The sequence below is a fragment of the Pseudoalteromonas sp. 120-MNA-CIBAN-0494 genome (assembly GCF_040308885.1).
Lineage (GTDB): Bacteria > Pseudomonadota > Gammaproteobacteria > Enterobacterales > Alteromonadaceae > Pseudoalteromonas > Pseudoalteromonas nigrifaciens.
On record NZ_JBEOOE010000014.1, the window covers coordinates 1 to 23865 of the forward strand.

The window sequence follows — 23865 nt, forward strand, 5'->3', positions numbered from 1 at the left end:
GGCTCCCCCTCCCCGACTCGAACGGGGGACCTGCGGATTAACAGTCCGTCGCTCTAACCAACTGAGCTAAGGGGGAAGCGTCTTGCCTTTCAACGGGGCGAAATATTAATGATCCAGCCGCAAAGTGTCAACACATAAAAGATCATAAATACAAAAAAGAACTCTATTCGTTGTTTTTGTGTTCGATCTGCACGTTTTATAGCACAAATGCCAAAATTAAAGCGCGTCATTTTTATGAAAAAGTACTTTTGTTTTTAAAAATTATTAAATTAAAGGGCGTATTTACTTAATTTAAAATATAAAAAACAGCCATTACACCTAAAAATAGCGCTCAATATTACAAAAACATTACCGTAAAGAGCTTACACAGGCAGAGTGGTTTTTAAAATTTAACGCTTAAAATCGATTTAATACTTAAATTCCATAAAAAACGAATACGGCAAAAACTAAAAATATCTTTATTTAATTACTTATTAGTTAATAATTAGCCAATCGCAAAGGTTTGTACAAAAACAACACAATCAATAGCTTAAATAATTTTATTTACACCTTTAGGTTGCTCAATAAGGTGGTGATTGCAGCTAACAGCAAGCTTTACATTAAAGCCCAAGAAAGTTTTCATATTGGTAACGTGGATAAGTTTAATACGGCATTTTATTTGATCCGCTGTAACCCCTTTATAAATGCGGCTTTGAATGAGTTATCCACGGTTTCTGTGGATAACTCTGTTTATTAAACTTTATGAACTTCAGTACCCCCAGTATTTTAGGGGGCTGCAACGATTTCAAGTCTTTAAGAATGTTTTTTTAAATCATTAAAAAACAGTGTGTTACGAATTGATGCTGAAAGCGACTCTAACGATAAGTAAAACTTTTCGTGACGATAAAGTAAAAAAATATGTTGTGTGATAATGCACCATTTATGAAGCGTTAAATGTTATAAAAGTAATTTAAATGATCTATATTTGTTTTTTGGCGCTCTCAAGGTGAATTTATACGCTAAGGCTTGAAAACAAAGCTTTACTCCTTAGTTAGGTATTTAGCCCTCTATACTCAATAAAGCATGGCTTGAATTGCCCAGATGCTTTAAAATGTTTAGCTCAGTAAAAAGAGGCCAACTTATTCTATGCGCGTAATTTCAGAAAAACATACTCGCCCTGATTTACTCAATGATCCTATCTCGCCAACATTAAAAAAAATGACCATTCCAATGATATTTGGCCTGGTGTCGTTGATGATGTTTAACATTGTTGATACGTTTTTTATTAGCTTATTAGGAACAGAGCCATTAGCAGCCGTGAGCTTTACATTTCCGGTTACTTTTATGGTAATAAGCTTAGCCATTGGTTTGGGCATAGGCACTTCTGCGGTTATTGCAAAAGCCTTGGGCAGCCACAAAGTAAATGAAGCGCGTTTTGATGCCAGTATTTCTTTATTGGTGGCTGTGATTTTGGTACTTATATTATCTTTTTTTGGTTATGTGTTTATTGACCCCATATTTACTTTACTAGGGGCTGGTGAAAACGTATTACCGCTAATACATCAGTATATGAATGTATGGTTTTTAGGCAGCGTGTGTTTAATAACACCTATGATTGGCAACTCGGTATTACGTGCCAGCGGCGACACCAAAACGCCTAGCTTTGTGATGGGCGGGGCAGGGCTAATAAATGCCATTTGCGATCCTATACTTATTTTTGGCTTTGGACCTATTCCGGCATTAGGTATTGAAGGCGCTGCTATTTCCAGTGTTATTGCCTGGTCAGTAGCGGTAGTGGTTATTTTATATATATTACTAAAAAAACGTTTATTGAGTTTAAAAGCAGGTAAACAAACGGTTATTGGCTCTATTAGTAAAATATTAAAAATTGGTTTGCCTGCGGCAGGGGCAAATATGCTTACACCAGTTGCAATGGCAGTAATGACCGCATTAGTGGCTCACCATGGACCCGAAGCGGTTGCTGCATTTGGGGTAGGGAGTAAAATAGAATCTATTGCCAGCTTGTTAGTATTGGCGCTTTCGATGACATTACCGCCATTTATAAGCCAAAACTTTGGTGCTAGTAAATTATCAAGAGTGAAAGACGCCTACACCGGCACCTTAAAATTTGTAATGGCTTGGCAGTTTATTATTTATATATTACTAATTGCTAGTGCAGGCGTGTTAAGCCAGTTATTTGGCAAAGAACAAGCCGTTATTGATGTTATAAAACTATTTATTTATACCATTCCATTAAGTTACGGCTTGCAAGGGGTGATCATATTATCAAACTCATCGTTTAATGCTTTACATAAACCGATGAACGCATTGTTTTTAAGTATTATTCGTTTATTTATTTTTTATTTACCCTTTGCGTATATAGGCAACGAACTTGCTGGCTTATTGGGGTTATTTATTGGCGCTGCTGTGGGTAACTTGTTTACCGCTTTGGTGGCCTATAAATGGTTTATGAAAGAGCTTGAAACATTAAGTAACCAATCGTTACAGGAGTGCAGTCATTGAGCGATCATTTTCAACTAAAGTCACACTTTAAGCCTGCGGGAGATCAGCCCACCGCGATTGCGCAGTTATGCGAAGGACTTGAGGCCGGGCTTGCTCATCAAACCTTGCTAGGTGCTACCGGCACAGGTAAAACCTTTACCATGGCTAACATTATTAACGACTTAAACCGTCCAACGATAATAATGGCACATAACAAAACCTTAGCCGCGCAACTTTACGGGGAAATGAAAGAGTTTTTTCCTAAAAACGCAGTTGAATATTTTGTTTCTTATTACGATTATTACCAGCCAGAAGCCTATGTGGTTTCTAGTGATACGTTTATAGAAAAAGACGCATCTATTAACGAACACATTGAGCAAATGCGCTTAAGTGCTACAAAGGCACTGCTTGAGCGCCGCGATACTATAATTGTAGCCTCAGTGTCGGCCATTTATGGTTTGGGCGATCCAAAATCATACATGAAAATGATGCTACTTTTAAAAGTGGGCGAAAAAGTGGATCAGCGCGATATGCTACGCCGCTTAGCCGAAATACAATATACCCGTAATGATGTAGACTTTAGCCGCGGCACGTACCGAGTACGTGGCGAAGTGGTTGATATATTTCCTGCAGAATCAAGCACATTTGCGATACGTGTAGAAATGTTTGATGACGAAATAGAACGCTTAAGTATTTTTGACCCCCTCACAGGCGCAATTGAAAAACACATAGTGCGCACCACTATTTACCCTAAAACACACTATGTAACCCCGCGTGAAAAAATTCTTGGTGCTATCGAAAAAATACAAGAAGAGCTAAAAGATCGCCGAGCACAGCTATTAAGTGCCAATAAATTGGTAGAAGAGCAGCGCGTAACACAGCGTACGCAGTACGACATTGAAATGATGCGCGAGCTTGGTTATTGCTCAGGCATAGAAAACTACAGCCGTTACTTATCGGGGCGTACACCGGGCGATCCGCCGCCAACTTTACTTGACTATTTACCCGACGATGCATTAATGATTATTGATGAATCGCATGTAACAGTGTCGCAAATTGGCGCGATGTACAAAGGCGACAGAAGCCGCAAAGAAAACCTGGTTGAATATGGTTTTAGAATGCCATCGGCTATGGATAACCGCCCACTGCGCTTTGAAGAATTTGAAGCTATTTCGCCACAAACAATTTATGTATCGGCAACCCCAGGCGATTTTGAATTAGATCGCTGCGTAGGCGCAATTGCAGAGCAAGTAATTCGACCAACAGGACTGCTTGATCCACTTATTGAAGTGCGCCCAGTGGGGGACCAGGTTGACGACTTGCTTTCAGAAATTTATAAAAGTGTTGAGAAAGGTGAGCGGGTACTGGTTACCACGCTAACCAAACGTATGTCGGAGGATTTAACCGACTACTTAAGTGAGCACAATGTAAAAGTGCGCTACCTTCACTCAGATATAGATACCGTAGAGCGAGTCGAAATTATTCGCGATTTACGCGCTGGAGTATTTGATGTGTTAGTAGGCATTAACTTACTGCGTGAAGGCCTCGATATGCCAGAAGTAGCACTGGTGGCAATTCTTGATGCCGATAAAGAAGGCTTTTTACGCTCAGCGCGCTCTATTATTCAAACCGTAGGCCGCGCCGCACGTCATTTAGAAGGGCGCGCAATTTTATACGGTGACCGAATTACAAAATCGATGGCTAAGGCGATGGACGAAACCGCACGTAGGCGCGAAATTCAGCATGCTTATAATATTGAACACGGTATTGAACCACATTCGTTAGCCAAAAAGATTCTAGATTCGATGGACGTAGGCGAAGAAGCAGGGCCAAAAGATAACCTTAGACTCATTCGTAAAGAGTCTAAAAAAGTCCTTAGTGCTAAAGAAATCACAGTGCAAATTAAGCAACTCGACAGTAAAATGCACGCTTACGCCAGTGATCTAGAATTTGAAAAAGCAGCCTCAGTGCGTGATGAAATACACGAACTCCAACAACAGTTGATAAATTAACTATGACCCCTAATTTTACTCCACTTATTGACGCATTAGCCGATGCCCCTTTATTAAAAAATGAGCTGTGCCGCGTGTTTCATGGCCGCGGCCATAGCGTAGAAGCGCTAAGCCATATTAACTTAGACTTTTACCCACCTAGTTTGTTTTTAGTGTCTTATGATGAAATAGATGAGCCAACGCTGAGCGAACTAACCAGTGTGCTGTGGCAATGGGCGCAGCAACATCACCCTGAGCTTATTACTGCGCTTGTGTATCAGCAGCGCGCGGGTGTACAAAGCCAAAATACTCTGGTTTATGGGCAATTGCCTAGCCAACATGTGGTAAAAGAAAACGGTATTGGCTTTTTAGTTGATTTAACCAGCCGCCAAAATACTGGAATATTTCCTGATATGCGCAGCGGCCGTGAGTTTGTGCAAGCAAACAGTAAACAGGCAAAAGTACTTAACTTATTTTCGTATACCTGTGGGTTTTCGCTGGCGGCAATGCAAGGCGGAGCCGATCATGTAATGAACATGGATATGAGCAAAGGCGTGCTTAGGGTGGGTAAACAAAATCATCAGCTCAATGGCTTTAATAAAGGGGTGAGCTTTTTACCGCATGATATTTTAAAGTCGTTTGGTAAATTAAAAAAAGCAGCGCCGTTTGCTCTCATTATTGTTGATCCGCCAAGCTTTCAAAAAGGCAGCTTTATTTTAACGAAAGACTATCAAAAAGTACTGCGCAGATTACCTGAGCTATTAAGCGATACAACCCAGCTATTACTTTGCGCTAACAGCCCAGAGCTTAGTGAAGAGGCTTTTAAAGCCTTAATTACAGAGCACACAGAGGGCGCTATTGAGTTTGTTGAACGGTTAGCTGCTACAGAGCGTTTTATTGAAGTAGATCGTGACAGAAGCTTAAAAGCGCTTGTTTATAAAACATCGCAAACAGTAGCCTAATTTAAATTATGACTCTTAATTAATAACCAGTTTTTAGTTATTAGTTACCAGTAAAAAATGAGCCGTGGCGCAATGTTATAATACATGCGCCATTTTTATTACTAAGGCACTATTTACCTAAAGTAGTGTTTATGAGGGTAATGGGTAATTTTATTTTTACGACAGGCATTCCTGCACCCGATCATCACAAACGCAGAGCTTAATTAATTAAATATTAGCCACTTAGAATTGCACATAAATGTGATCTAATATTGCCGCTAATAACGTAAATAGCTACAGACAATATATTGCCATGTGCGAACTAATTTATGCCAAATAAAAACAGCCACCGTATACCTCTCGTCAATAATAAAAAATGGCAATACAGTTACGAGCAGCCAATTTCGTATGCCCCTTTGGTGCAATTAAAGAATAATAATTGGGTTGTTCCACAGCATTTTTTACGCTACCAACACACACTTGAAAGTGTTAATACAGTGCTTGAAAATATCGACTTTTCGGCGCACTTTAGAGTGGTTGCTGCCCAGCAAAATGAACAGCTTTACTTACAAGTGGCAGTGCTTAGCCCAGACAACTATTCAAATAATTCAAACTGCGAGAAAAATAGCGCAGCTAACAAAAATCACACTCGCGCAAAAAAATTATTATTTGGCAGGCGCTGGCTAGTAGAAAAAAACCTACCAACCTCAGAGCTTATTCAAACTGCGTTTTTAGCACTTAAAATAGCACGAGAGCACGAAGTGCGAGAGCTGCTGCAATTAACGCATAAAGGGGCAACAAGTACGCCATTTAATAACCATCACGACTTGTCATTAATGGCGCAAAACCCTGAGTTGGTAAGTAATAGCACTGATCAAGCGAGCGCTCAATCGATAGCTAAACGGCTGATATTTGCCGGTATGAGCATAGTGATTAAAAACCATCAAGTAATAACCAGTAAGCAGCACTTATATACGCTTGAGCTTAATTGTAGTGATTGCCAATTAAATGAGTTTAATAATAAAACCATGGCATTTTTAACAACCGATACATCGGCAAATAGCTTTTTACATGGCTTTATTACAGCGCTTGTAGCCATTAGTAACGAGTATGTAAGCGAGCACTTTAAATATAAAAATTTTGCACGCTTTAGCAAACAGGTAATGGCCGAGCAAATAGGGGAGTTAAGTGTAGCTATACGTTCGCCAGACGCGCTAGGCTTGTGCTCTATGGGCAAGCAGCACGCTAATCAATTAAACTTTGAAATAGACAGCACCCGAGCACCACAGGGCTGTGGTCAGGTTATTGGTGGTTTTTTAGCTGCCCACGGTATTGAGCAGCCAGAAAACGCCCATTTATATGAAAATTATTTATAGTTTATTTATTTCTTGTTTTACGTCAAAGCTTGAATCGGTAACTATGGTTTCAAGGGTTTGCACACGCTCTTTTAATGCTTGAACTTGCGCATTTACTTCAGCAAGGTGCTTATTAGCATCGCTATTATTATTTTGCATACGGTGTTTAAATTCTAAATGTTTTTTGTACATATCGTATATAACTCCAGAGCCAACAGATATAAGTACAATTAATACAATCATGGTAGTGCCCGACATAACCGCTTCCTGTTAATTACTTTGGTTAAAGTATAACCGTAATACATTTACGATAAAGCGCCTAATTGTAACTTTATTTTTCTAAATGTTGATTGCCGGTGTGCTGGTAGTTTATACATTGGCTATATTGTGTAATGATTAAGCAAAGAGTTTGCCCCTTTTATTAACTAATTAAGTGAGCTGCTATGTTAAATAATAAAATTCCTCCACTTGTTGTTGTGCTTTTTTTTGCATTAATAATGGCCTTAATTGCACATTATAGTGTGATTGATTTTAGTGCCTTTATTTTATATTTAACGGTGAGTTTAGTAACTATAGGCTGCGTATTTTGTATTGCCGGATTGGTTAGTTTTCGTTTGGCTAACACCACAGTAAACCCAAGTAAACCAGAGCAAGCGACAAGTTTAGTTACCAGTGGCGTTTATAGGTTTTCTCGTAACCCTATGTATGTGGGTTTTGTATTTATACTACTAGGGTGGGGTATTTGGTTAAGCTCGTTATGGGCACTTTTGTGTGTGGCGGGTTTTATTGCCTACTTAACACTGTTTCAAATTATTCCTGAAGAGCGGGCGCTTACTCAGCTCTTTGGTGAGGATTACATCCAATACAAAAACAAAGTAAAACGCTGGCTATAAACAAGCACCCATAAAAAAGGCTATCGATGATAGCCTTAATAAATTGTTTATTCGTATTCTAGCGGGTCGGTTAAGTTATTGACCTCAAATGCTTCTAAGCGCTCTTGGCATGCTCCACATTTACCACAGGCTTTTTCACGGCCGTTATAACAGGTCCATGTTTGGCTGTAATCTAAGCCCATTGCAATACCATCGGTTAAAATATCAATTTTTGTATTGTTTAAATACGGGCTAAAAATTTCTACGGCATCGTAGTTGGCAATGCGGCACACATCATCCATTTTTTGCACAAATTCAGGACGACAATCAGGGTAAATCGCATGATCCCCAGAGTGGGCACCATAATAAACCTGGCTCGCTTTAAGCGACACTGCATAACCTACCGCTAAAGACAGTAAAATCATATTACGGTTTGGCACTATTGTGCTTTTCATGCTGTCTTCTTCGTAATGGCCTTCTGGCACGTCAATATCATCAGTTAAAGATGAGCCGCCAATAATTTGATTAATAGCCGAAATATCAACAATTTTGTGTGGCACATTTAATTGCTTACATACCTGGGCTGCCACCTTAAGTTCTTTTACATGACGCTGACCATAGTCAAACGATAAGGCATAAACATCATGTCCTTGTTGCAGGGCCTTATTTAATACGGTAAATGAATCCATACCGCCGGAATAAATAACTACTACTTTTTGCGTCATATCTGGTTTTGCTCTTTAGTTTTAATAGAGGTTTATATCAGGGCACGATATACTACATGCCCACGGCATAAATAACAATTTTTGCGCTGCGCTATTTAGTCCTTAATGGTAGCAATTTTGCTGCTTGATCGTAAGTGAGTTCTCTTTTGTACAAAATAAATGAAGTGTTTGAAACCATCCAAGGTGAAGCTAGTTATACTGGTACACCGTCTATATTTTTGCGTTTGCAAGGTTGCCCAGTAGGGTGCTCTTGGTGCGATACAAAACAAACATGGGATGTTGATAATGCGTACAAAGTGTCGCTTGACGAAACAGTAGAAAAAAAAGCCGATTCAGATCATTGGGCACAAGCCAGCGCAGCAAACATATTAGCGTTATTTCAATCACGTGGTTATACCGCAAAGCATGTGGTGATCACAGGTGGCGAGCCTTGCATGTACGACTTAAACCCAGTGTGTAATTTATTGCACGAAAACGGCTTCAGTACGCAAATAGAAACCAGCGGCACCTTTGAAATACTTGCCCCAGCGCAAACTTGGGTTACTGTATCGCCAAAAATTAATATGCGCGGCGGTTTTGAGGTACTTACAACCGCCATGCAGCGCGCCAACGAAATTAAACACCCCGTTGCCATGCAAAAGCATGTAGAGGAGCTAGAAGAGCTGTTTGTTAAAACGGGTGTTAACCCTAAATTGGTTTATTTACAGCCTATTAGCCAAAAAGAGTCAGCAACTAAACTGGCTATTAAAACCTGTATTGCTAAAAACTGGCGCTTATCAATTCAAGTGCATAAGTATTTAGGGATTAACTAATAATTAAGCCGGGTTTTAAGTGATTAGCTTTGAGCTAATACCAGCTCGGCGTTAATTTATATTACGTAGGTCGGATAAGCGAAGCGCCATCCGACACCCTTAATTACATCTACCCTAAAGCTTACTTCGCTAATACTAATAACTAGTTTACTATGCGCCACCCAAATTACTTACCCTTTAATAACTAGGCCAATATGTCCGCAAATGCTTTATACACAGATCTCTCTGGTTACTATGACTTAATGTGCGCTGATATAGATTATCAAGCTCAAAGCCATTTTATTAAACGGTTACACCAAATTTTTGGTAATGGCGCAAATACACACCTAGATTTAGCGTGTGGCACAGGCCCGCATGTACGGCATTTTATTAATTTTGGCTATACAAGCAGTGGCCTCGACATTAATCAACCTATGCTAGATAGAGCCGCTATTCGCTGCCCAGAAGCACAATTTACATTGCAAAATATGAGCGAGTTTACCGTAGCGCAGCAGCAAAATTTAATTACCTGTTTTTTGTATTCAATTCACTACTGTGATGGCATTGAAAAATTAAAAGCATGTATCATCAGCGTACATAACGCACTAAAAGCCGGTGGCATGTTGTGTTTTAACGCAGTTGATAAAAATACTATAAATAACGATTCATTTGTAAAACATACAGCAACTAGTGAAAATAGTTTATTTACCTTCAGCTCTGGCTGGCATTACAGTGGCACGGGCGAAAAACAGTCGCTAAAACTGCGTATTGAAAAAACCACAAGCGATGAAACATTCATCTGGAATGATGAACACCCCATGGTGGCGCTTAGCTTCACCGAGCTAAAAGCAGTTTTGCAGCCTTATTTCGAAATCCATATATTTGAGCATAACTATGAGCAAATAACCCCGTGGAATGGTAATTCGGGCAATGCTATTTTTGCTTGCGTAAAAATTTAAGACAAACGACGTAGGTTGGGTAGAGCGTAGCGAAACCCAACGAATACCCACCCCCTAATAAACCCGCATTATATATTTGAAAACGTAGGTCGGATAAGCGAAGCGCCATCCGACACAGCAAAATATCTTGCCAATTATTATCAGCATTTAGCGTTGTCGTACGACTGGAGATCAGTCGTTAATTAATCGTGATGTCTGAAGTCAAGATTTGACCCCTTTGTCTCTTTGTCTCCACAGGCGGCATTTTTTCACATGGCCCTTGCCGAGCAGTGGCAATTTGCGCCGGTATTTTATCTAATGACATAGTATTAACTTATCAATGGCTTTATCTTATAGTATAAAAATTCTACTCTACCGGCAGTAACACAGCTGGCGAAAAACAGTTGCCGCTAAAACACAAAAGCAGGAAAACTATGAAAACACTGTTAATTGTTGCCCATGCGCCCTCTAAAAATACCCAGTTAATGGTTAATGCTGTTTTGACAGGGGCACAGCATCCAGAAATTGAGCAAGTACAAGCACGCTGGGTATCACCATTAAACGCCACACCTGAAGATGTATTAGCTTGCGATGCGATAATTATGGGCACGACGGAAAACCTCGGTTATATGAGTGGCGCATTGAAAGATTTTTTTGACCGTTGTTATTACCCTTGCCTAGATGTAAAACAGGGTTTGCCTTGTGCATTATTTGTTCGTGCTGGTAACGATGGTACTGGTACTTGCCGAGCAGTTGAATCAATTTGTAGTGGCTTGCGTTGGCACTGGGCTCATCCACCATTAGTGTGTCGTGGCGACTGGCAACCAGCGTTTCTTGAGCAATGCGAAGCGTTAGGTATGACCATAGCAGCTGGGCTTGATGTGGGGATTTATTAACGAACCAAAACACAGGGTAAGCCGCGTGCTCTACCCAGGCTGAGTATACTTACCCGGGCCAATATGCTAAGGTTTAAATTAAAATAATTGTAGGAGAAACAAAATGTTAGCAGAATCAGAATATACGATGAATAACTTGTTTGCGCAATTAGGATTAGACAGTTCGGATGACGCCATTAATGAGTTTATCGAAAAAAATCAATTAGCAGCAGGCGAATCATTAAAAGAATCTAAGATTTGGAATGATAGCCAACGCACGTTTCTCCAAGAGGAATGGGATAAAAACAGCATGTGGACTCAAGTCATCGATGATTTAAATTTACTTTTGTCAAACGTCGCTGAGTAAATAAATTTGCAGTAATTATCAGATAATAGATATGTCGATCTTGGGCGTAGCGAATGTAGAACAAAAACCAAGAGCCGTAGGGGTCAAATCTTGACTTCAGACATTATCATCATTGAGCGTTTGATAGTCGCTGTGAGTTTACCTTTCGATGAAAAGTATAATTTAATCAACACCCACAAAAAAGCGTTGCCCTTGAGCAACGCTTTTTTATGTCTAATTTCTAACAGCGAGTAACTTACTCTGCCGCTAACTTATTCTGCTGCGAGATAATCCAACACTACCTGATGGTGATCTTTGGTTTTAAACTTATCGAACAGGTGTTTAATTTTGCCGTCTTGACCGATTAAGAACGTCAGGCGGTGTATGCCGTCGTATTCTTTGCCCATAAATTTTTTGTAGCCCCAAATTCCAAATGCATCTGCAATGGCGTGATCTTCATCTGAGAGTAAATCGAAGTTAAGTTCTTTTTTAGTTTCGAAATTTTTAAGGCGTTTAATTGGATCTGGGCTTATGCCTACTACGCGGGTGTTAAATTTTGCCAGTTCTGCTTGCTGGTCGCGTAGGTTTTCGGCTTGTACGGTACAGCCTGGTGTTGACGCTCTAGGGTAAAAATAAACCAGTACTTGTTGCTGTTTTAACAACTCGCTTAAGGTGATTGTTTCGTCGTTTTGGTTTTGTAAGCTAAAAGCGGGGGCGTTGTCGCCGGCTTGTAATGGGCTGATTTTGTTCATGCTTGCTCCTTAATTTAACGAATACGTCTAAATATATAGTCTACGTTGAGAAGGTGAGAAAGTTTTTCAAAACTAATTTTAAATTGGTCTACATCTACTTCAACAGGAATATTAAACTCTAGTTCACAGCGCATTCTCATTACTGCTTCTTCGTCATCATAAGTGTCTGACTTTAGTGAGCAAATAATAATATTGTTGTCTGCAAAAAAGCGCGTAACTTTACTCAAAGTGCCGGGTGTGTCGGTGCCTGTGTACTCTAGTGTGTAACCAGCGCGAAACGCTCCTTGGTTATGACTTGCTGTGCGCTTCATCATAGTGAGCAAACCCAGTTCCATCGCTTTGGTAGGCAGGGTATGTTCTATGCGGCTAATGGCCGACATGTCACCGCTAAGTAGCATGATAAATGTAAATTCGTTACCTAAAATAGCAATGCGGCTATCTATTATATTACAGTGGCAATCGCTTACTAGCTGAGTTAACTCACTAACTATGCCAGACCTGTCTTCGCCAATAGCTGTTAAAACAATTTGATGATTTGAGTGTGCAGTCATGGGTTTAAATACCTAAGTTACTTGAATTACAACAGCGCAGTTGGCAACACAAAAAGTAAACACATAAAGTTGCGTGGCGGCGAAGTTTAACACAAAAACGTGTTTAAACTACACAGGCTGCTAATTTAGCAGTTTAAAAGTACAGTGTTTCTTGTTTTTACAAGCATGGGAAAGTACCATAGCCCAAATGTGTCTATTTGTTGCTTACTTTTGTTAACAGAGGTGAGTATTAAGCAACCAGGCAACCAAATTATAACTGTAAAGTTAATATTGATTTTACACTGAACCAAATCGGCATTACCCACTCATATACTTGTTAAAACAATTAAAGGGTATGCTAAGGAGAAATATCTGTGCAGTATTGGATCCCAAAAGCACTAACAGTAAGTGTATTGGTAAGTTTATCAGGATGTAGTGTATTTACTAATGATGCACATGACGAGCGTAATTATCGCGCTCATGAAGCAGTAAAAGTGCCTGCATCGTTATCACAACCCGCTCAAGATCCAACATATAAAATGGATGTAGGCCAATATAGTAATAATCCAGATGCTACAAATTACCGTCCGCCTGCTCAAGTACTTACAGTAGCAAAGGGTAGTTGGGTTGAAGAAACAGATAAAAACGCCCGTGTTTATTTTGATAAAAACGATGGTATTGATGACCTAGATGAGTTTATTTGGGAGTCTATTAATGCGGTTTTAGCCGACAATAACACGCAAGCGACTAAAGCAGACAAGCTACTAGGCATTATAGAAACAGATTGGTACGCTATTATTAAGCCAGAAGAAAGCTGGTTATGGAATAGCGACGAAAGTGTTGATTTAGAACGCTTTAAATTTACAATTGAAGAAAAGTCGCATCAGCGTACGGCTTCATTAAGTGCTGAACTTATTGACTTTAAAGGTGATGAGCCTTTAAGTGATTTATTTAAGCAACAGTTAGAAGTGCGTGCACTTAACCAAGTTATTAGCGAGTTTGATTATCGTTATCGTCAACTTGAAGTTGATATGCGCAAACGCCAAGGTATTATTTCTTTAGAAATGGGCTTTGATAACAAAGGTAATGCAGCACTTGTAACTGAGCAGTCGTATGAAACTGTATTTGACCGTTTTTCAGGGTTTTTAGAGCGCTTGTCGTTCACTATTGTTGAAATTAACCCAGATACAGGCTTAATTACGGCAGATTATAAAAAACCAGAGTCAAGTGTATGGGATTCTATTTGGGGTGACGAAGTAACCCAATTACCTATTGATGAAGGTCAATATCAAATATTAGTAAGTAAAACCAAACAAGGCGGCACTAGTCTGACCTGGATGGATGAACAAGGCGATACGCTTGAGCCAGGTACTATGAATGGTTTACAGCAAGCATTAGTGGCTGCACTCATTCAGCGCGGTATTAATATTTAATAATAATAAGTTTTTACCACAAAAAGAGCACTTTGCTCTTTTTGTGGTTTTTATAGGTTAAAAATATGTCTCAGTTCCCCACTTCGTCGCAATATAATATGCGCACTTGGCTTACCTTTTTAGTTCCTTCGCTAATTGGTTTGTTTTTATTTATGACACCAATCCCTATTGCTGATGGTATGACCATTCCCATTGCATTAATGGCTAAAGCAATTAAAGAGGGAATTAGCTCTGTTATGATTGAGCTGCTTACATTCATTATTTGTGTAACGGGTGTGCTTTCGCTATTAGCTAAAGTTGTTAAGCCTAGCTTTATTAAAAAGTCTTTTATACTAAAACACTTATTTGATGTTAACTGGCTTTGGCTAGGTATTCGCTTACTGGGTATGCTGTTTATTGTTTTGACCTTTATTAGTCAAACCGGCGCAGACGTGAGCTCGGCGCTTCCTGCGTTTTTATTACCGGTATTTAATGCTATTACCTCGGCAGATACGGGCGGCTTGGTTTTAAACGATTTATTGCCTATTTTGTTTTCGGTATTTGTTTTAGCGGGGTTATTACTGCCGCTGTTATTAAATTTTGGTTTGTTAGAGCTAGTGGGCACCTTGTTTACTAAACTTATGCGTCCGTTATTTGGTGTGCCGGGGCGCAGTGCTGTTGACTGTGCGGCGTCGTGGTTAGGTGATGGCAGCGTAGGTATTTTAATGACTGCGCGTCAGTACGAAGAAAAACATTACACTGAGCGTGAAGCGGCCATAATTGGTACTACGTTTTCGGCAGTTTCGATTACCTTTAGCTTAGTGGTTATTGAACAAGTGGGCTTAGAGAGTCACTTTGCACCGTTTTATTTAACTGTGTGTTTAGCCGGTGTGGTTGCTGCGATTATTGTGCCGCGCTTACCGCCGTTACGCTTCAAAAAAGATAGCTTTATAGATGGCAGTAAACGCGATGAGCATGCTGAGTCTGTACCAAGTGGTAAAACCTTGTTTGGGCATTCTTTAGATGTTGCGTTAGCTAAAGCGCATAGATCGCCAGGGTTTAAAGGCACGTTAAAAGAAGGCTTACACAATGCATTTGATATGGTGTTTGCTGTATTACCTGTCGTAATGGCGGTAGGTACATTTGCGTTAATTATTGCCACATATACCCCTGTTTTTCAGTATTTAGGTATGCCGTTTATTCCATTTTTAGAGCTGCTACGAATACCAGAAGCTGAGCTTGCTTCACAAACGATTATGGTTGGTTTTGCTGATATGTTTATTCCTTCAATATTAGCAGCGGGCACAATTGAGAGCGACGTAACCCGTTTTATTATTGCGGCAATGAGTGTAACGCAACTTATTTATATGTCGGAAGTGGGTGCACTTTTACTAGGCAGTAAAATACCGGTTAATATTTTTGAATTGTTTATTATTTTTATTCTTAGAACCTTAATCACTTTACCAGTTATTGCCTTAATGGCGCACTGGTTAGTTGGTTAGTTGGTTATAAAGATTAAGCAGTAAAAAGCCCTGATATTCAGGGCTTTTTTGTATCTGTAGAGTTAGTTTTATCGGGCTTTGTTTTTTTAAAGGGTAAATTTGCCGAGTGCTTTAGCAGTGCAAGATTACCAATAATAATAGCAAATACAATGATAACAATAACAACCATGTGCCAAGTTTGCATAGCAACGTCCGTTAATTATAAGCAAAGTATAAGTGTGAGCGTTTTAGTTTAAAACAGCAATAAAGTGACTTAAAAAATGGTGCTAATGCTGTATTTAAAAGCGTTTTGCTACCGATAGAGTTAAAAAATTTAGCCCGGGGTTGGGATCTTTAAAGCCCGCATTAGAGTAATGAATAATTCTTAGCGCCACGTTGGTTTCGCCAAAATCAGCAACTAAGCCAATTCTGTCTTCAAACTGATAGTGAGTGCTAATGTTTTTACCCGCAAAATAGGTTTCATCAACCAATGAAATACCAATACCCGCTTCTACATATATGGGGGTATTGTTAATGCTAAATGCTGGGAACAACAGCACAGGCGACATGGCAAGCACTACATTAGACTGTGTTTTATCGCCATGGTTATATTGCCAAAGGTTTACACTGGTTTCGAAATAAAAGCGCGTATCGCCAAGTAAAGACTGCAACCCTGTAGGATAATATTGATGGGCTAGTTTAAAGCCATTTACGCCACCTTCTCCCTTGAGCAGATCAATTGCGTAGCCGTGCTGCGATTGTGCGAATGCGTGTTGACTCGTGAATAATAAAACAAATATAAATAATGATAAAAATGACGTTTTCATAGGTGTCAGTGCTGTGCCTGAGTTAAATAGTGACTAAATAGTAAGGGCGCAACATGGGTGTTTTCAATGGGACAAAAATACGCTTGTATATAGGGTGTTAACCGAGGTTGATTAACTAATTGAATTTATTTACTTTGTTTTATTGGTGCTAAATGGGCATTAATAAGTTGCTTATTTAAGTCTATTTAAAGGTGTAATTATCGCGTAAATTAGCGTCATCTTAATCACACAGACAATAATTTATTATGAAGTTTTTAAAACTGTTTCTCGTTGTAGCTGTATTCTTTAGCGGCTCACTTTTTGCTCAAACGCAACAATCTCCACAACAACTCCTTAAAAGCGTAGCCGATACTTTATTTGCCGATATAGCCCAAGTTAATGCCAAAGGCGATGCAAGTAAAGAAGACATGTTTAACATTGTTGAGCAGCGCTTAATGCCGCATATTGATATAAAATTTGTAGCATTTAAATTATTAGGCAAACATATAAAGGGCATTGAGCGCGAGCAAGCAGTTAATTTTATTGATGCAGTAGAGCATTATTTAACAGGCACTTATGCCGGTGCTTTAATGAAGTACACTGGTCAAAAAGTAGTTTTTGAGCAAGATAACGCTTTGAGCGACTCACAGTACGCTACGGTTAAAACCCAGATAATACAAGCAAATGCGCCTACTATAGATTTACATTTTAAATTGCGCTTAGGGAAAGATGAACAATGGAAAGTATACGACATAGTTGCAGAAGGCATTTCATTGCTCAGCGCCAAGCAAAAAGAAATTATACAACGTATTTCTGATGTAGGTATAGAGAGCGTTATTAGCGAATTAAAAAGCAACTAATAGTAGATTATGTGACCCTGATTAAGTCCAGCTCCAACCAAATAAGCAGCCAACTAGTTATGTAGTTGGCTGCTTTTTTATTTTATAAGTATTGCGTTACTTTGCGCTAGCGTGGCGATCAAGGTGTGCTAGAATATCGGCTCGTCGATTAAGCGTGGTGTCAGCTAAAAGCTGCTATAACTGACCACTGTCCCAAGCTACACTGGAGTTGTGTTGTTTTAATGGAAAATGTACTGATTTGGCCAAAGGAATACCCATTACTTATCAAAGGACTTGTAGAACAAAATGGTGCCTTTATTTTAGATGCTTTAGAAGCTTGGCCTGCCTGTCGTTCTACCCATGAAGATGATGGAGTATGTACTACTGTTTTACCGCCCATATTTTATTTAGCGTGGTTTACTCCGCTGGAGCCTTTTGAAGAGTGTTATTTTCAACATATTTGCGAGTATGACGAAAGTGCACAAACGTATATAAGCGCGGTAAAAGAACATTATTTTGATAACGAATATACCCCCGAAAGCTTAGTACTTATGCTTTGCCAACGGCTCGAAAAATACGCGAATGTATCGGCGCAAAATGAGATTGATACACCGCAGTCGTTATTTAGTTTATTTTTTGCTAAACGCTATTTTACTCTAATTGAGCATGCGTTAAATAATCGCAGTAAATTATCGGCGGTTGACACGCTAGCTCTGTGGCAAGAAGTTGATTTTAGAGAGCGTTTGAGTGCTTATATTCCAGGTTCAATTGCCGATCTTGAGCATTTAACTGAACTGGCAAGTGAAAAGGTGGCTAAAGGCAAAGACTACTTTACTTTACTCACTCAAGTATCGCCGGATGTAGATTCTGTGGTACTACTTGAAAAAGCTTTGCTTGCTCATTTAAATAAAAAAACCGCTAAGCAAATGATGGCCATGCGCTTTATTGAGCAAGGCGCAACAGGTACGCTTGCCGATGAGCACAATAAAACAGCCTTTATGTGGGCTGCTGAAAAAGGCTACGTAAATGTAGTTGAAACCCTGCTGAGCCAACAAGATAAAAAAGCAGTTGATGATAAGGGGAATACTGCCTTGCATTATGCTGTGCTCTCTAAAAACGAATCGCTTATGGTATTGCTGCTAAAGGCGGGGTATGACTTTAGAGTGCGTAATAACGAAGGGCTTAGCTGTTATCGCTTAGCGGTGAGCATAAAAGCGAGTAACTTAGTAAAGTGCCTTGAGCGCGACTTTGGTATTAAAGAGTTGTCGCCTGAAGGGCAGTTTGATCGCATTAAAAAAGTGCATGCGCTGCATGCTCTGGTTACTTTATTATTGCCGGTGCAATTGTTTTTCTTTTTTGATGAAACAATAACCATAAAAAGCGAATTAACATTAACTCTAACTATGATTGCGGCGGTGTGTTTCTTTTTTGCGGCTACTTTAAAGCGCTGCGCGCTGTACCCGCACATTAAACACCCGTGGGGATTATTTGTATTAAGAGGCTTTTCTTTAGTTAGCCTAGTAGGGCAGTTAGGTTTAGCCGCTATTGTAACCCTTGCCGCATTAAGTTCTTTAGTTTAAATATTTACAAGTTTATCTTTCGAGGTTAAATTTGCAGCAATGTGTTTGGCCGTTAGGCAAGGCAGAGCCTATGTAGTGTAGCTGTTCCCCATAAATAGGCGATAACGATGCATAAATAAAAAACGCGCTAATTAGCGCGTTTTTTGTGTTTAAATTATAATTTAATCTGTTTTTTCGTGCTCGTGCGCTGCTTTTTCTTCGGCGAGATCGTCTTTCAATTTACGAATTTTTAAGCCAAGTTCTTGCCCACGATGCCTAGCATAGTAGGTACAGCCAATAAACATAGCAGAGGCAAATAATAGCTCTAACAATACCCATACCAGCTCATCTTGCGCTACCCAAAGCAATGTAAGGCCATGAATAAAGTAAAGCATAACAATAAAGTTTGCCCATGCATACGTATACGCTTTGTCTTGAATTATGCCTTTAAGAGGAAATAATAATGGCAGTATGTACACGGCAAAAATAAAGCCATTGCTGTGGCCTTCTCTCGGTGCAAATACAAACATCCATAAAGGCATTAAAATTAATAAACCGACATAACCAAAAATCGCGGTACGTTGAAATTTAACAGTAATTGGCTTTTTAGCTGGAATTTCAGCTGTTTTCATTGAAGTTTTCTCGCAATTTGAGTGAGGCGTTTGCCAACACTTTGGCATATTTTAATTTCGTCTTTACTTAATTCAGTACTATTACTACTACCAGCAACATGTGTTGCACCATAGGGCGTGCCACCGGTTTGTGTTGCCAGCAATTCGGGTACATCGTAAGGTACACCGAGTAACATCATGCCATGGTGCAGTAACGGTAGCGATAAGTTCAGTAATGTGGCTTCGTTGCCGCCATGCATACTGCTTGACGACGAAAAAACACAGGCTGGCTTGTCAATTAATTGCCCTTTTAACCATAATTCGCTGGTGGTTTCCCAAAACATTTTTGCTTGAGAGGCCATCATACCAAAGCGAGTAGGTGTGCCAAAGGCAAGGCCATCACAGTTTATTAAATCGTCTTTAGTGATAATAATGTCGTGTGGGTTTTTAGCAACAAAAGTGCGCAGCAAAGCGCTGGCCCCTTGTTGCTCTATAGACTCGGCAATTTCATGGGCCATAGCTTCAACTGAGCCATGGCTTGAATGGTAAAGTACCACTATGGTCGTGCTCATTATAAAACGCTTAATACGTTTTCTGGAGGGCGACCAACAGCAGCTTTATCATTGTTAACCACAATAGGGCGCTCAATTAGTTTTGGATTTTGTACCATAGCATTAATAAGTGCAGCTTCACTGGTTTCATCTTTTAAGTTTAGCGTTTTGTAAATGTCTTCTTTGGTGCGCATTAACTCGCGTGCAGATGTAAAACCCAGCTGCTTAACTAATGTAGTTAGCTGCTCGCTACTTAAAGGCGTATTTAAGTATTCAACTATACTTGGCTCAATAGCTTTGCTTTGTAATAAAGCTAGGGTCTCGCGCGATTTAGAGCAGCGCGGATTATGATAAATAGTTACAGACATAAAATGCTTCCAATAAATGAGTTGCGGCCATTTTAGGCCAAGCGCTTGTAGACTTAAAGCCTAGCAAGCTCTTTTTGTAAAAGTCGGTATTGTGTAAGTAGCGCTTTTAACCTTTGTTGTTTAACTAGCTCGTTTGGCTCAATAAAGTTGAGTGCTTTTTGTATTTCGTCGGCAGCTTTTAAATAAGCGCCGTATTGCGATAATACATCGGCATTGGCTTCGTGATAGGCGGCGAGTTTTTCTTGCTTTTTATAGGCGTCGGTTAATAGTTGCTTACCTAAACTGTGATCTGGTTTTTCTAGTAAAAAGCTTTTTAAGATGTTTTCGGCAAGCTCGTATTGCTTTGCTTCTAGGGCTGCATTGGCATAGTTTAGCGTAATTACCTGATTGTTAGGGCGGTAATTGTTTAATTCTGCTAAATAGGTAACGGCTTCAGCGGCCTTTTTTTGCGCTATTAATAAATCGGTATAGGTATCTATATAAAATAAGTTTTTAGGATCGCTTTTTAGTAGTTCATCTAAAATAGGCTGCGCTTCATCAAGCTTTTTTTGATCCAGCAAACTAATGCCTAAGCCATATTTTAGGGCGGCATTATTGTAGCTATTTTCGCGAATTAATTTTCTAAACAGCGATTCTGCTGCTTCTGGTTTATTGTCGTATCTTGCCAGCACGCGACTCTTTGCTAAGTTAAACTCAAGGCTCGGGTTTACTTGGCGTTTAGGGTATTGCTGCGCACGCAATCTTACATCAGACACACGGCTCTCAGGAAGCGGGTGAGTAAGTAAAAACGCAGGTGGCTTATATTTATAACGAATTTGCGCAGCGAGTTTAGTTAAAAATTCACTTGATGCACGAGGATCAAAGCCTGCATTATTAAGCGTTTGCATACCAATACGGTCGGCTTCTTGCTCTGCTGAGCGGCTATGCGTTAGTTGGCTAAATGCCGATTGTGTTTGGCTTGCTGAAATAATAGCAATACCAGCATCGGGCACGACGACAGCGGCTAAAATACCGGCAATCATTCCGGCTATAGTCATTGCGCTGTTGTCTTGTTGCTGCTGTAGGCGCCGTGCTAAATGGCGCTGGGTAACGTGGGCAATTTCATGGCCAAGTACCGATGCAAATTGACTTTCATCATCAGCTTGCGCAATTAATCCTGTGTGTACGCCAACATGGCCGCCATAAAATGCAAAGGCGTTTATTTCAGAGTTATTTAACCAAAAAAATGAAAACGGAAACCGCACATCATTGGCGCTAGCCACAAGTTTACGGCCCACTGTGGTTAAGTACTCATCAAGCACAGGGTCGTTAATTATTGGCGACGAGCCTCTAATTTGCATCATCATTACTTCGCCAATCGCTTGTTCTTTTTCGAGCGGCAGCACTTGTAAGGCTGAGGTACCTAAATCTGGCAATTTAAAGTTTGTTTGCGCCTTTAAAGGCTCACTTACTAATAGGCTAAATGTAAGCGCGGCACTACATAAAGTGATAAAGGCTGATTTTAGCTGCATTTTATTCCCTGTTAATTGGTTCACCAAGAGCAATTTTGGCAATGTTTATTTCGTCACTGCATGCACGGCTGTCTTTTTCACATAATTGATAAAGCGCTTTTATTGTGACCCCATCTAGCTTTACTACGTTCAATTGTATTTGTAAAAAAGTAATAATTTTATGCACTACCTTGTGTGCGTGTAAAATAATAGCTTTATCGGCTTTGTCTCCACGTTCAAAATAAAAGCCAATAAATGTATGTAATTGATTTATTCTAATTAAGCACTTCATGGAAAGTGGATCCCATACTTTAAATTCCATAAAACGATTATTTTTAACGTATTGATCAATAATAACATCTTTAGCGTACGGTTGAGCCCAAAGCTCAAAACCACGATCGGTAAATACTTGATGCAGTGCAATGCGTGGCTTTTTATTACATTGAATTTCGCCTAGTTCGGTTTCGTAGCCGTCAAGTAGATCAAGGTTCCAATTACGTTTGTCTAAAAGGCTTTTTACTGCATTATCAAACCCATGTTCTAAAATACCTTCAGCTTCGCTGACTGATGAGGCAACAAGGTGATAAAAAGGTGGTAATTCGCCCCAATTTATTTGTTTTTTATACCAATTAATCTCTTTGAGTGTTGGATTACTGGGTAATTGCGCTTTATTATGCGTGCCAGGCATTAACCTATCCTTACTGCTAATTATGCCCTAAGGATAAACTATTGCCGAGGTTGTTTTAAGGAAAAGTTATGCATGTTCACACTTAATACATTTTTAGGTGGTGACTATGGGACTTATTATTGATGTGAACTCAAGGTGAAACGAGTATGCTAGAGCAAAATTTATCAGCTTATAAATGCCCACAGCAGTTTATTCAATTTAAACTTGGGCTGCGTAAAGCCGTGTCGTTACAACAAAGTATTACTTTTAGTTTCAATAATGCAGAAAATATAAACGACATTGAACGATTTTTACAAAAGCATGCATATTGTTATACCTTAAATAAGCGCCAAGGAATGTTATTAGTGGAGCCATTACGTGTTTGAATATATAAAAGCGTGGTACGAAAAAAAGTTTTCTGATCCTCATTCAGTTACTTTATTATTTTTATTATTGGCGTTAGTAGCCTTATTATATTTTATTGGATCTTTGATAGTGCCGGTATTGGTGGCACTTATTATTGCCTATTTACTCGATTGGCCGGTACTGCACTTAGAGCGTTTTGGGTTAAGGCGTTTTACCGCTACAGTAATTGTTATGCTTATATTTACAGGTATTATGCTGACACTTATTTTAGTTATTGGCCCTGTGCTGTGGCAGCAAACCAGTAATTTATTTCAAGAAACACCGCATATGGTAGAGCAAGGAAAATCGTTTTTATTGGCCTTGCCTGCGCAGTACCCTAGTTTAATTACTGCAGAACAAGTACAAACAATTGTATTAACAGTAGAGACTAAAGTAATTGAATTTGGTCAAGTAGTGCTGTCGGTGTCGCTCACGTCTTTAAAAGATGCGGTTGCGTGGTTAATTTACTTAATTTTAGTGCCCTTGTTAGTGTTTTTTATGCTTAAAGACAAACTAGAGCTTAGCCACAGTATTGCTAAACTTATTCCGCAACAACGACGCTTAATAATGCAGGTGTGGAATGAAATGAATCAGCAAATAATGAACTACATTCGCGGTAAAGTGTTTGAAATACTGATTGTTGGCTCGGTGTCGTTTATTGCCTTTACGGTACTTGATTTACGCTATGCTGCGTTATTGGGAGTATTAGTGGGCTTTTCGGTGTTGATCCCTTTTGTGGGTGCGGCATTGGTAACCATTCCGGTGGCGGCAGTGGCGTTGTTTCAGTTTGGAATTGAAACCCAATTTTGGACCATTTTAATTATTTACGGTATTATTCAAGCGCTTGATGGCAATGTACTAGTGCCTTTATTGTTCTCTGAAGCGGTTGATTTAAATCCGGTATTTATTATTGTAGCGGTATTGTTTTTTGGTGGCTTGTGGGGTTTTTGGGGCGTATTTTTTGCCATTCCACTGGCGTCATTAGTCAAAGCGCTGATCAATGCGTGGTCATCTACTCAAGAAGAAATCATTAAAGAGCTGAGCTAAAAGTTAACACCGCTTTAAGTATAAAAAAGCAT

General features: G+C 39.5%; 26 protein-coding genes and 1 tRNA gene. 15 read left to right on the plus strand and 12 right to left on the minus strand.

Translation table 11 applies throughout. From position 1 onward, the window contains the following. Window positions 1-2 precede the first annotated feature (2 nt). A tRNA-Asn gene (locus AAEY55_RS10290) sits at window positions 3-76 on the minus strand. A 1049-nt stretch (window positions 77-1125) separates the two neighbouring features. Here AAEY55_RS10290 and AAEY55_RS10295 point away from each other — a divergent pair. The 4 genes from AAEY55_RS10295 to AAEY55_RS10310 all read left to right on the plus strand — a co-directional run bounded on the left by AAEY55_RS10295 (window position 1126) and on the right by AAEY55_RS10310 (window position 6789). Next, window positions 1126-2502 carry an MATE family efflux transporter gene (locus tag AAEY55_RS10295; RefSeq protein ID WP_350551184.1) on the plus strand — a complete coding sequence of 459 codons (1377 nt, stop codon included), beginning with the start codon at window positions 1126-1128 and terminating at the stop codon, window positions 2500-2502. Continuing rightward, window positions 2499-4493: an excinuclease ABC subunit UvrB gene (gene uvrB / locus AAEY55_RS10300; RefSeq protein WP_011327796.1), complete on the plus strand. Its 1995-nt coding sequence runs from the start codon at window positions 2499-2501 to the stop codon at window positions 4491-4493. Before AAEY55_RS10295 ends, uvrB begins: the two co-directional genes overlap by 4 nt. A gap of 2 nt (window positions 4494-4495) precedes the next feature. After that, window positions 4496-5434, plus strand: a complete 939-nt coding sequence (locus AAEY55_RS10305) for a class I SAM-dependent methyltransferase (RefSeq protein ID WP_086998148.1) — start codon at window positions 4496-4498, stop codon at window positions 5432-5434. 308 nt (window positions 5435-5742) lie between these two features. Next, window positions 5743-6789: a hypothetical protein gene (locus AAEY55_RS10310; protein ID WP_350551187.1), complete on the plus strand. Its 1047-nt coding sequence runs from the start codon at window positions 5743-5745 to the stop codon at window positions 6787-6789. Here AAEY55_RS10310 and AAEY55_RS10315 read toward each other — a convergent pair. Beyond that, window positions 6784-7026, minus strand: coding sequence for a hypothetical protein (locus AAEY55_RS10315; protein ID WP_089368003.1), 243 nt, complete (start codon window positions 7024-7026; stop codon window positions 6784-6786). The two genes, AAEY55_RS10310 and AAEY55_RS10315, sit on opposite strands and share 6 nt — an antisense overlap. A gap of 185 nt (window positions 7027-7211) precedes the next feature. Between AAEY55_RS10315 and AAEY55_RS10320 the strand changes: the two genes are divergently transcribed. Then, window positions 7212-7661: an isoprenylcysteine carboxylmethyltransferase family protein gene (locus tag AAEY55_RS10320; protein WP_089368004.1), complete on the plus strand. Its 450-nt coding sequence runs from the start codon at window positions 7212-7214 to the stop codon at window positions 7659-7661. 47 nt (window positions 7662-7708) lie between these two features. On the opposite strand, the gene queC is transcribed toward AAEY55_RS10320, so the two are convergent. Continuing rightward, window positions 7709-8365, minus strand: a complete 657-nt coding sequence (gene queC / locus AAEY55_RS10325; RefSeq protein WP_011327802.1) for a 7-cyano-7-deazaguanine synthase QueC — start codon at window positions 8363-8365, stop codon at window positions 7709-7711. Window positions 8366-8511: 146 nt separating this feature from the next. Here queC and queE point away from each other — a divergent pair, with 146 nt between their 5' ends. From queE to AAEY55_RS10345, 4 genes are all read left to right on the plus strand, one after another. Next, window positions 8512-9177 carry a 7-carboxy-7-deazaguanine synthase QueE gene (queE, locus tag AAEY55_RS10330; RefSeq protein WP_350551191.1) on the plus strand — a complete coding sequence of 222 codons (666 nt, stop codon included), beginning with the start codon at window positions 8512-8514 and terminating at the stop codon, window positions 9175-9177. A gap of 194 nt (window positions 9178-9371) precedes the next feature. Beyond that, window positions 9372-10115, plus strand: a complete 744-nt coding sequence (locus tag AAEY55_RS10335; RefSeq protein WP_089368006.1) for a class I SAM-dependent methyltransferase — start codon at window positions 9372-9374, stop codon at window positions 10113-10115. Window positions 10116-10528: 413 nt separating this feature from the next. Next, the gene (locus tag AAEY55_RS10340) at window positions 10529-10990 is read left to right on the plus strand and encodes a flavodoxin family protein (protein ID WP_089368007.1); all 462 of its coding nucleotides are present in this window, start codon (window positions 10529-10531) and stop codon (window positions 10988-10990) included. 103 nt (window positions 10991-11093) lie between these two features. Then, window positions 11094-11336, plus strand: a complete 243-nt coding sequence (locus tag AAEY55_RS10345; protein WP_011327807.1) for a DUF2789 domain-containing protein — start codon at window positions 11094-11096, stop codon at window positions 11334-11336. Window positions 11337-11587: 251 nt separating this feature from the next. Here AAEY55_RS10345 and bcp read toward each other — a convergent pair whose 3' ends face one another. Together bcp and AAEY55_RS10355 are read right to left on the minus strand one after the other, a co-directional pair. Beyond that, on the minus strand, window positions 11588-12067 hold the full coding sequence (gene bcp, locus AAEY55_RS10350; protein ID WP_011327808.1) for a thioredoxin-dependent thiol peroxidase: 480 nt from the start codon (window positions 12065-12067) through the stop codon (window positions 11588-11590). A 14-nt stretch (window positions 12068-12081) separates the two neighbouring features. Further along, entirely contained in the window at window positions 12082-12618 is a 537-nt protein-coding gene (locus tag AAEY55_RS10355; protein ID WP_011327809.1) for a glycine cleavage system protein R, read from the minus strand. A 353-nt stretch (window positions 12619-12971) separates the two neighbouring features. Here AAEY55_RS10355 and bamC point away from each other — a divergent pair, with 353 nt between their 5' ends. Beyond that, entirely contained in the window at window positions 12972-14030 is a 1059-nt protein-coding gene (gene bamC, locus AAEY55_RS10360; protein ID WP_350551195.1) for an outer membrane protein assembly factor BamC, read from the plus strand. A 65-nt stretch (window positions 14031-14095) separates the two neighbouring features. Continuing rightward, window positions 14096-15511 (plus strand): YjiH family protein, encoded by a 1416-nt coding sequence (locus AAEY55_RS10365; protein WP_350551198.1) that lies wholly within the window; start codon window positions 14096-14098, stop codon window positions 15509-15511. A gap of 37 nt (window positions 15512-15548) precedes the next feature. Here the strand turns inward: AAEY55_RS10365 and AAEY55_RS10370 are convergent, their stop codons facing one another. Beyond that, window positions 15549-15695 carry a DUF2897 family protein gene (locus tag AAEY55_RS10370; RefSeq protein WP_011327813.1) on the minus strand — a complete coding sequence of 49 codons (147 nt, stop codon included), beginning with the start codon at window positions 15693-15695 and terminating at the stop codon, window positions 15549-15551. A 94-nt stretch (window positions 15696-15789) separates the two neighbouring features. Continuing rightward, entirely contained in the window at window positions 15790-16317 is a 528-nt protein-coding gene (locus tag AAEY55_RS10375) for an acyloxyacyl hydrolase (protein WP_011327814.1), read from the minus strand. A 245-nt stretch (window positions 16318-16562) separates the two neighbouring features. Here AAEY55_RS10375 and AAEY55_RS10380 point away from each other — a divergent pair, with 245 nt between their 5' ends. Together AAEY55_RS10380 and AAEY55_RS10385 are read left to right on the plus strand one after the other, a co-directional pair. After that, entirely contained in the window at window positions 16563-17156 is a 594-nt protein-coding gene (locus AAEY55_RS10380) for a phospholipid-binding protein MlaC (protein WP_011327815.1), read from the plus strand. A 221-nt stretch (window positions 17157-17377) separates the two neighbouring features. Beyond that, entirely contained in the window at window positions 17378-18715 is a 1338-nt protein-coding gene (locus AAEY55_RS10385; protein WP_089368009.1) for an ankyrin repeat domain-containing protein, read from the plus strand. A 161-nt stretch (window positions 18716-18876) separates the two neighbouring features. Here AAEY55_RS10385 and AAEY55_RS10390 read toward each other — a convergent pair whose 3' ends face one another. The 5 genes from AAEY55_RS10390 to AAEY55_RS10410 are packed head-to-tail and all read right to left on the minus strand — an operon-like array spanning window position 18877 to window position 22402. Next, window positions 18877-19326 carry a DUF2069 domain-containing protein gene (locus AAEY55_RS10390; protein WP_182683231.1) on the minus strand — a complete coding sequence of 150 codons (450 nt, stop codon included), beginning with the start codon at window positions 19324-19326 and terminating at the stop codon, window positions 18877-18879. Further along, window positions 19323-19877: an NAD(P)H:quinone oxidoreductase gene (gene wrbA / locus AAEY55_RS10395; RefSeq protein ID WP_011327818.1), complete on the minus strand. Its 555-nt coding sequence runs from the start codon at window positions 19875-19877 to the stop codon at window positions 19323-19325. Before wrbA ends, AAEY55_RS10390 begins: the two co-directional genes overlap by 4 nt. Next, the gene (arsC, locus tag AAEY55_RS10400; RefSeq protein WP_011327819.1) at window positions 19877-20224 is read right to left on the minus strand and encodes an arsenate reductase (glutaredoxin); all 348 of its coding nucleotides are present in this window, start codon (window positions 20222-20224) and stop codon (window positions 19877-19879) included. Before arsC ends, wrbA begins: the two co-directional genes overlap by 1 nt. A 53-nt stretch (window positions 20225-20277) precedes the next feature. After that, window positions 20278-21735 (minus strand): M48 family metalloprotease, encoded by a 1458-nt coding sequence (locus tag AAEY55_RS10405; protein ID WP_011327820.1) that lies wholly within the window; start codon window positions 21733-21735, stop codon window positions 20278-20280. 1 nt (window position 21736) lies between these two features. Beyond that, window positions 21737-22402 (minus strand): hypothetical protein, encoded by a 666-nt coding sequence (locus tag AAEY55_RS10410; protein ID WP_089368010.1) that lies wholly within the window; start codon window positions 22400-22402, stop codon window positions 21737-21739. A 146-nt stretch (window positions 22403-22548) separates the two neighbouring features. Between AAEY55_RS10410 and AAEY55_RS10415 the strand changes: the two genes are divergently transcribed. Together AAEY55_RS10415 and AAEY55_RS10420 are read left to right on the plus strand one after the other, a co-directional pair. Next, the gene (locus AAEY55_RS10415; RefSeq protein WP_011327822.1) at window positions 22549-22767 is read left to right on the plus strand and encodes a hypothetical protein; all 219 of its coding nucleotides are present in this window, start codon (window positions 22549-22551) and stop codon (window positions 22765-22767) included. After that, window positions 22760-23833: an AI-2E family transporter gene (locus AAEY55_RS10420; protein WP_011327823.1), complete on the plus strand. Its 1074-nt coding sequence runs from the start codon at window positions 22760-22762 to the stop codon at window positions 23831-23833. The genes AAEY55_RS10415 and AAEY55_RS10420 overlap by 8 nt, the downstream gene beginning before the upstream one ends. The last annotated feature ends 32 nt before the right edge of the window (window positions 23834-23865 follow it).

Excerpts from the sequence above, each read along its gene's own strand:
- AAEY55_RS10295 (WP_350551184.1), top strand. The coding sequence starts at position 1,126 with ATGCGCGTAATTTCAGAAAAACATACTCGCCCTGATTTACTCAATGAT.
- AAEY55_RS10305 (WP_086998148.1), top strand. The coding sequence starts at position 4,496 with ATGACCCCTAATTTTACTCCACTTATTGACGCATTAGCCGATGCCCCT.
- AAEY55_RS10310 (WP_350551187.1), top strand. The coding sequence starts at position 5,743 with ATGCCAAATAAAAACAGCCACCGTATACCTCTCGTCAATAATAAAAAA.
- AAEY55_RS10315 (WP_089368003.1), bottom strand. The coding sequence starts at position 7,026 with ATGTCGGGCACTACCATGATTGTATTAATTGTACTTATATCTGTTGGC.
- AAEY55_RS10320 (WP_089368004.1), top strand. The coding sequence starts at position 7,212 with ATGTTAAATAATAAAATTCCTCCACTTGTTGTTGTGCTTTTTTTTGCA.
- queC (WP_011327802.1), bottom strand. The coding sequence starts at position 8,365 with ATGACGCAAAAAGTAGTAGTTATTTATTCCGGCGGTATGGATTCATTT.
- AAEY55_RS10335 (WP_089368006.1), top strand. The coding sequence starts at position 9,372 with ATGTCCGCAAATGCTTTATACACAGATCTCTCTGGTTACTATGACTTA.
- AAEY55_RS10340 (WP_089368007.1), top strand. The coding sequence starts at position 10,529 with ATGAAAACACTGTTAATTGTTGCCCATGCGCCCTCTAAAAATACCCAG.
- AAEY55_RS10345 (WP_011327807.1), top strand. The coding sequence starts at position 11,094 with ATGTTAGCAGAATCAGAATATACGATGAATAACTTGTTTGCGCAATTA.
- bcp (WP_011327808.1), bottom strand. The coding sequence starts at position 12,067 with ATGAACAAAATCAGCCCATTACAAGCCGGCGACAACGCCCCCGCTTTT.
- AAEY55_RS10355 (WP_011327809.1), bottom strand. The coding sequence starts at position 12,618 with ATGACTGCACACTCAAATCATCAAATTGTTTTAACAGCTATTGGCGAA.
- AAEY55_RS10365 (WP_350551198.1), top strand. The coding sequence starts at position 14,096 with ATGTCTCAGTTCCCCACTTCGTCGCAATATAATATGCGCACTTGGCTT.
- AAEY55_RS10370 (WP_011327813.1), bottom strand. The coding sequence starts at position 15,695 with ATGCAAACTTGGCACATGGTTGTTATTGTTATCATTGTATTTGCTATT.
- AAEY55_RS10375 (WP_011327814.1), bottom strand. The coding sequence starts at position 16,317 with ATGAAAACGTCATTTTTATCATTATTTATATTTGTTTTATTATTCACG.
- AAEY55_RS10380 (WP_011327815.1), top strand. The coding sequence starts at position 16,563 with ATGAAGTTTTTAAAACTGTTTCTCGTTGTAGCTGTATTCTTTAGCGGC.
- AAEY55_RS10385 (WP_089368009.1), top strand. The coding sequence starts at position 17,378 with ATGGAAAATGTACTGATTTGGCCAAAGGAATACCCATTACTTATCAAA.
- AAEY55_RS10390 (WP_182683231.1), bottom strand. The coding sequence starts at position 19,326 with ATGAAAACAGCTGAAATTCCAGCTAAAAAGCCAATTACTGTTAAATTT.
- wrbA (WP_011327818.1), bottom strand. The coding sequence starts at position 19,877 with ATGAGCACGACCATAGTGGTACTTTACCATTCAAGCCATGGCTCAGTT.
- arsC (WP_011327819.1), bottom strand. The coding sequence starts at position 20,224 with ATGTCTGTAACTATTTATCATAATCCGCGCTGCTCTAAATCGCGCGAG.
- AAEY55_RS10405 (WP_011327820.1), bottom strand. The coding sequence starts at position 21,735 with ATGCAGCTAAAATCAGCCTTTATCACTTTATGTAGTGCCGCGCTTACA.
- AAEY55_RS10410 (WP_089368010.1), bottom strand. The coding sequence starts at position 22,402 with ATGCCTGGCACGCATAATAAAGCGCAATTACCCAGTAATCCAACACTC.
- AAEY55_RS10415 (WP_011327822.1), top strand. The coding sequence starts at position 22,549 with ATGCTAGAGCAAAATTTATCAGCTTATAAATGCCCACAGCAGTTTATT.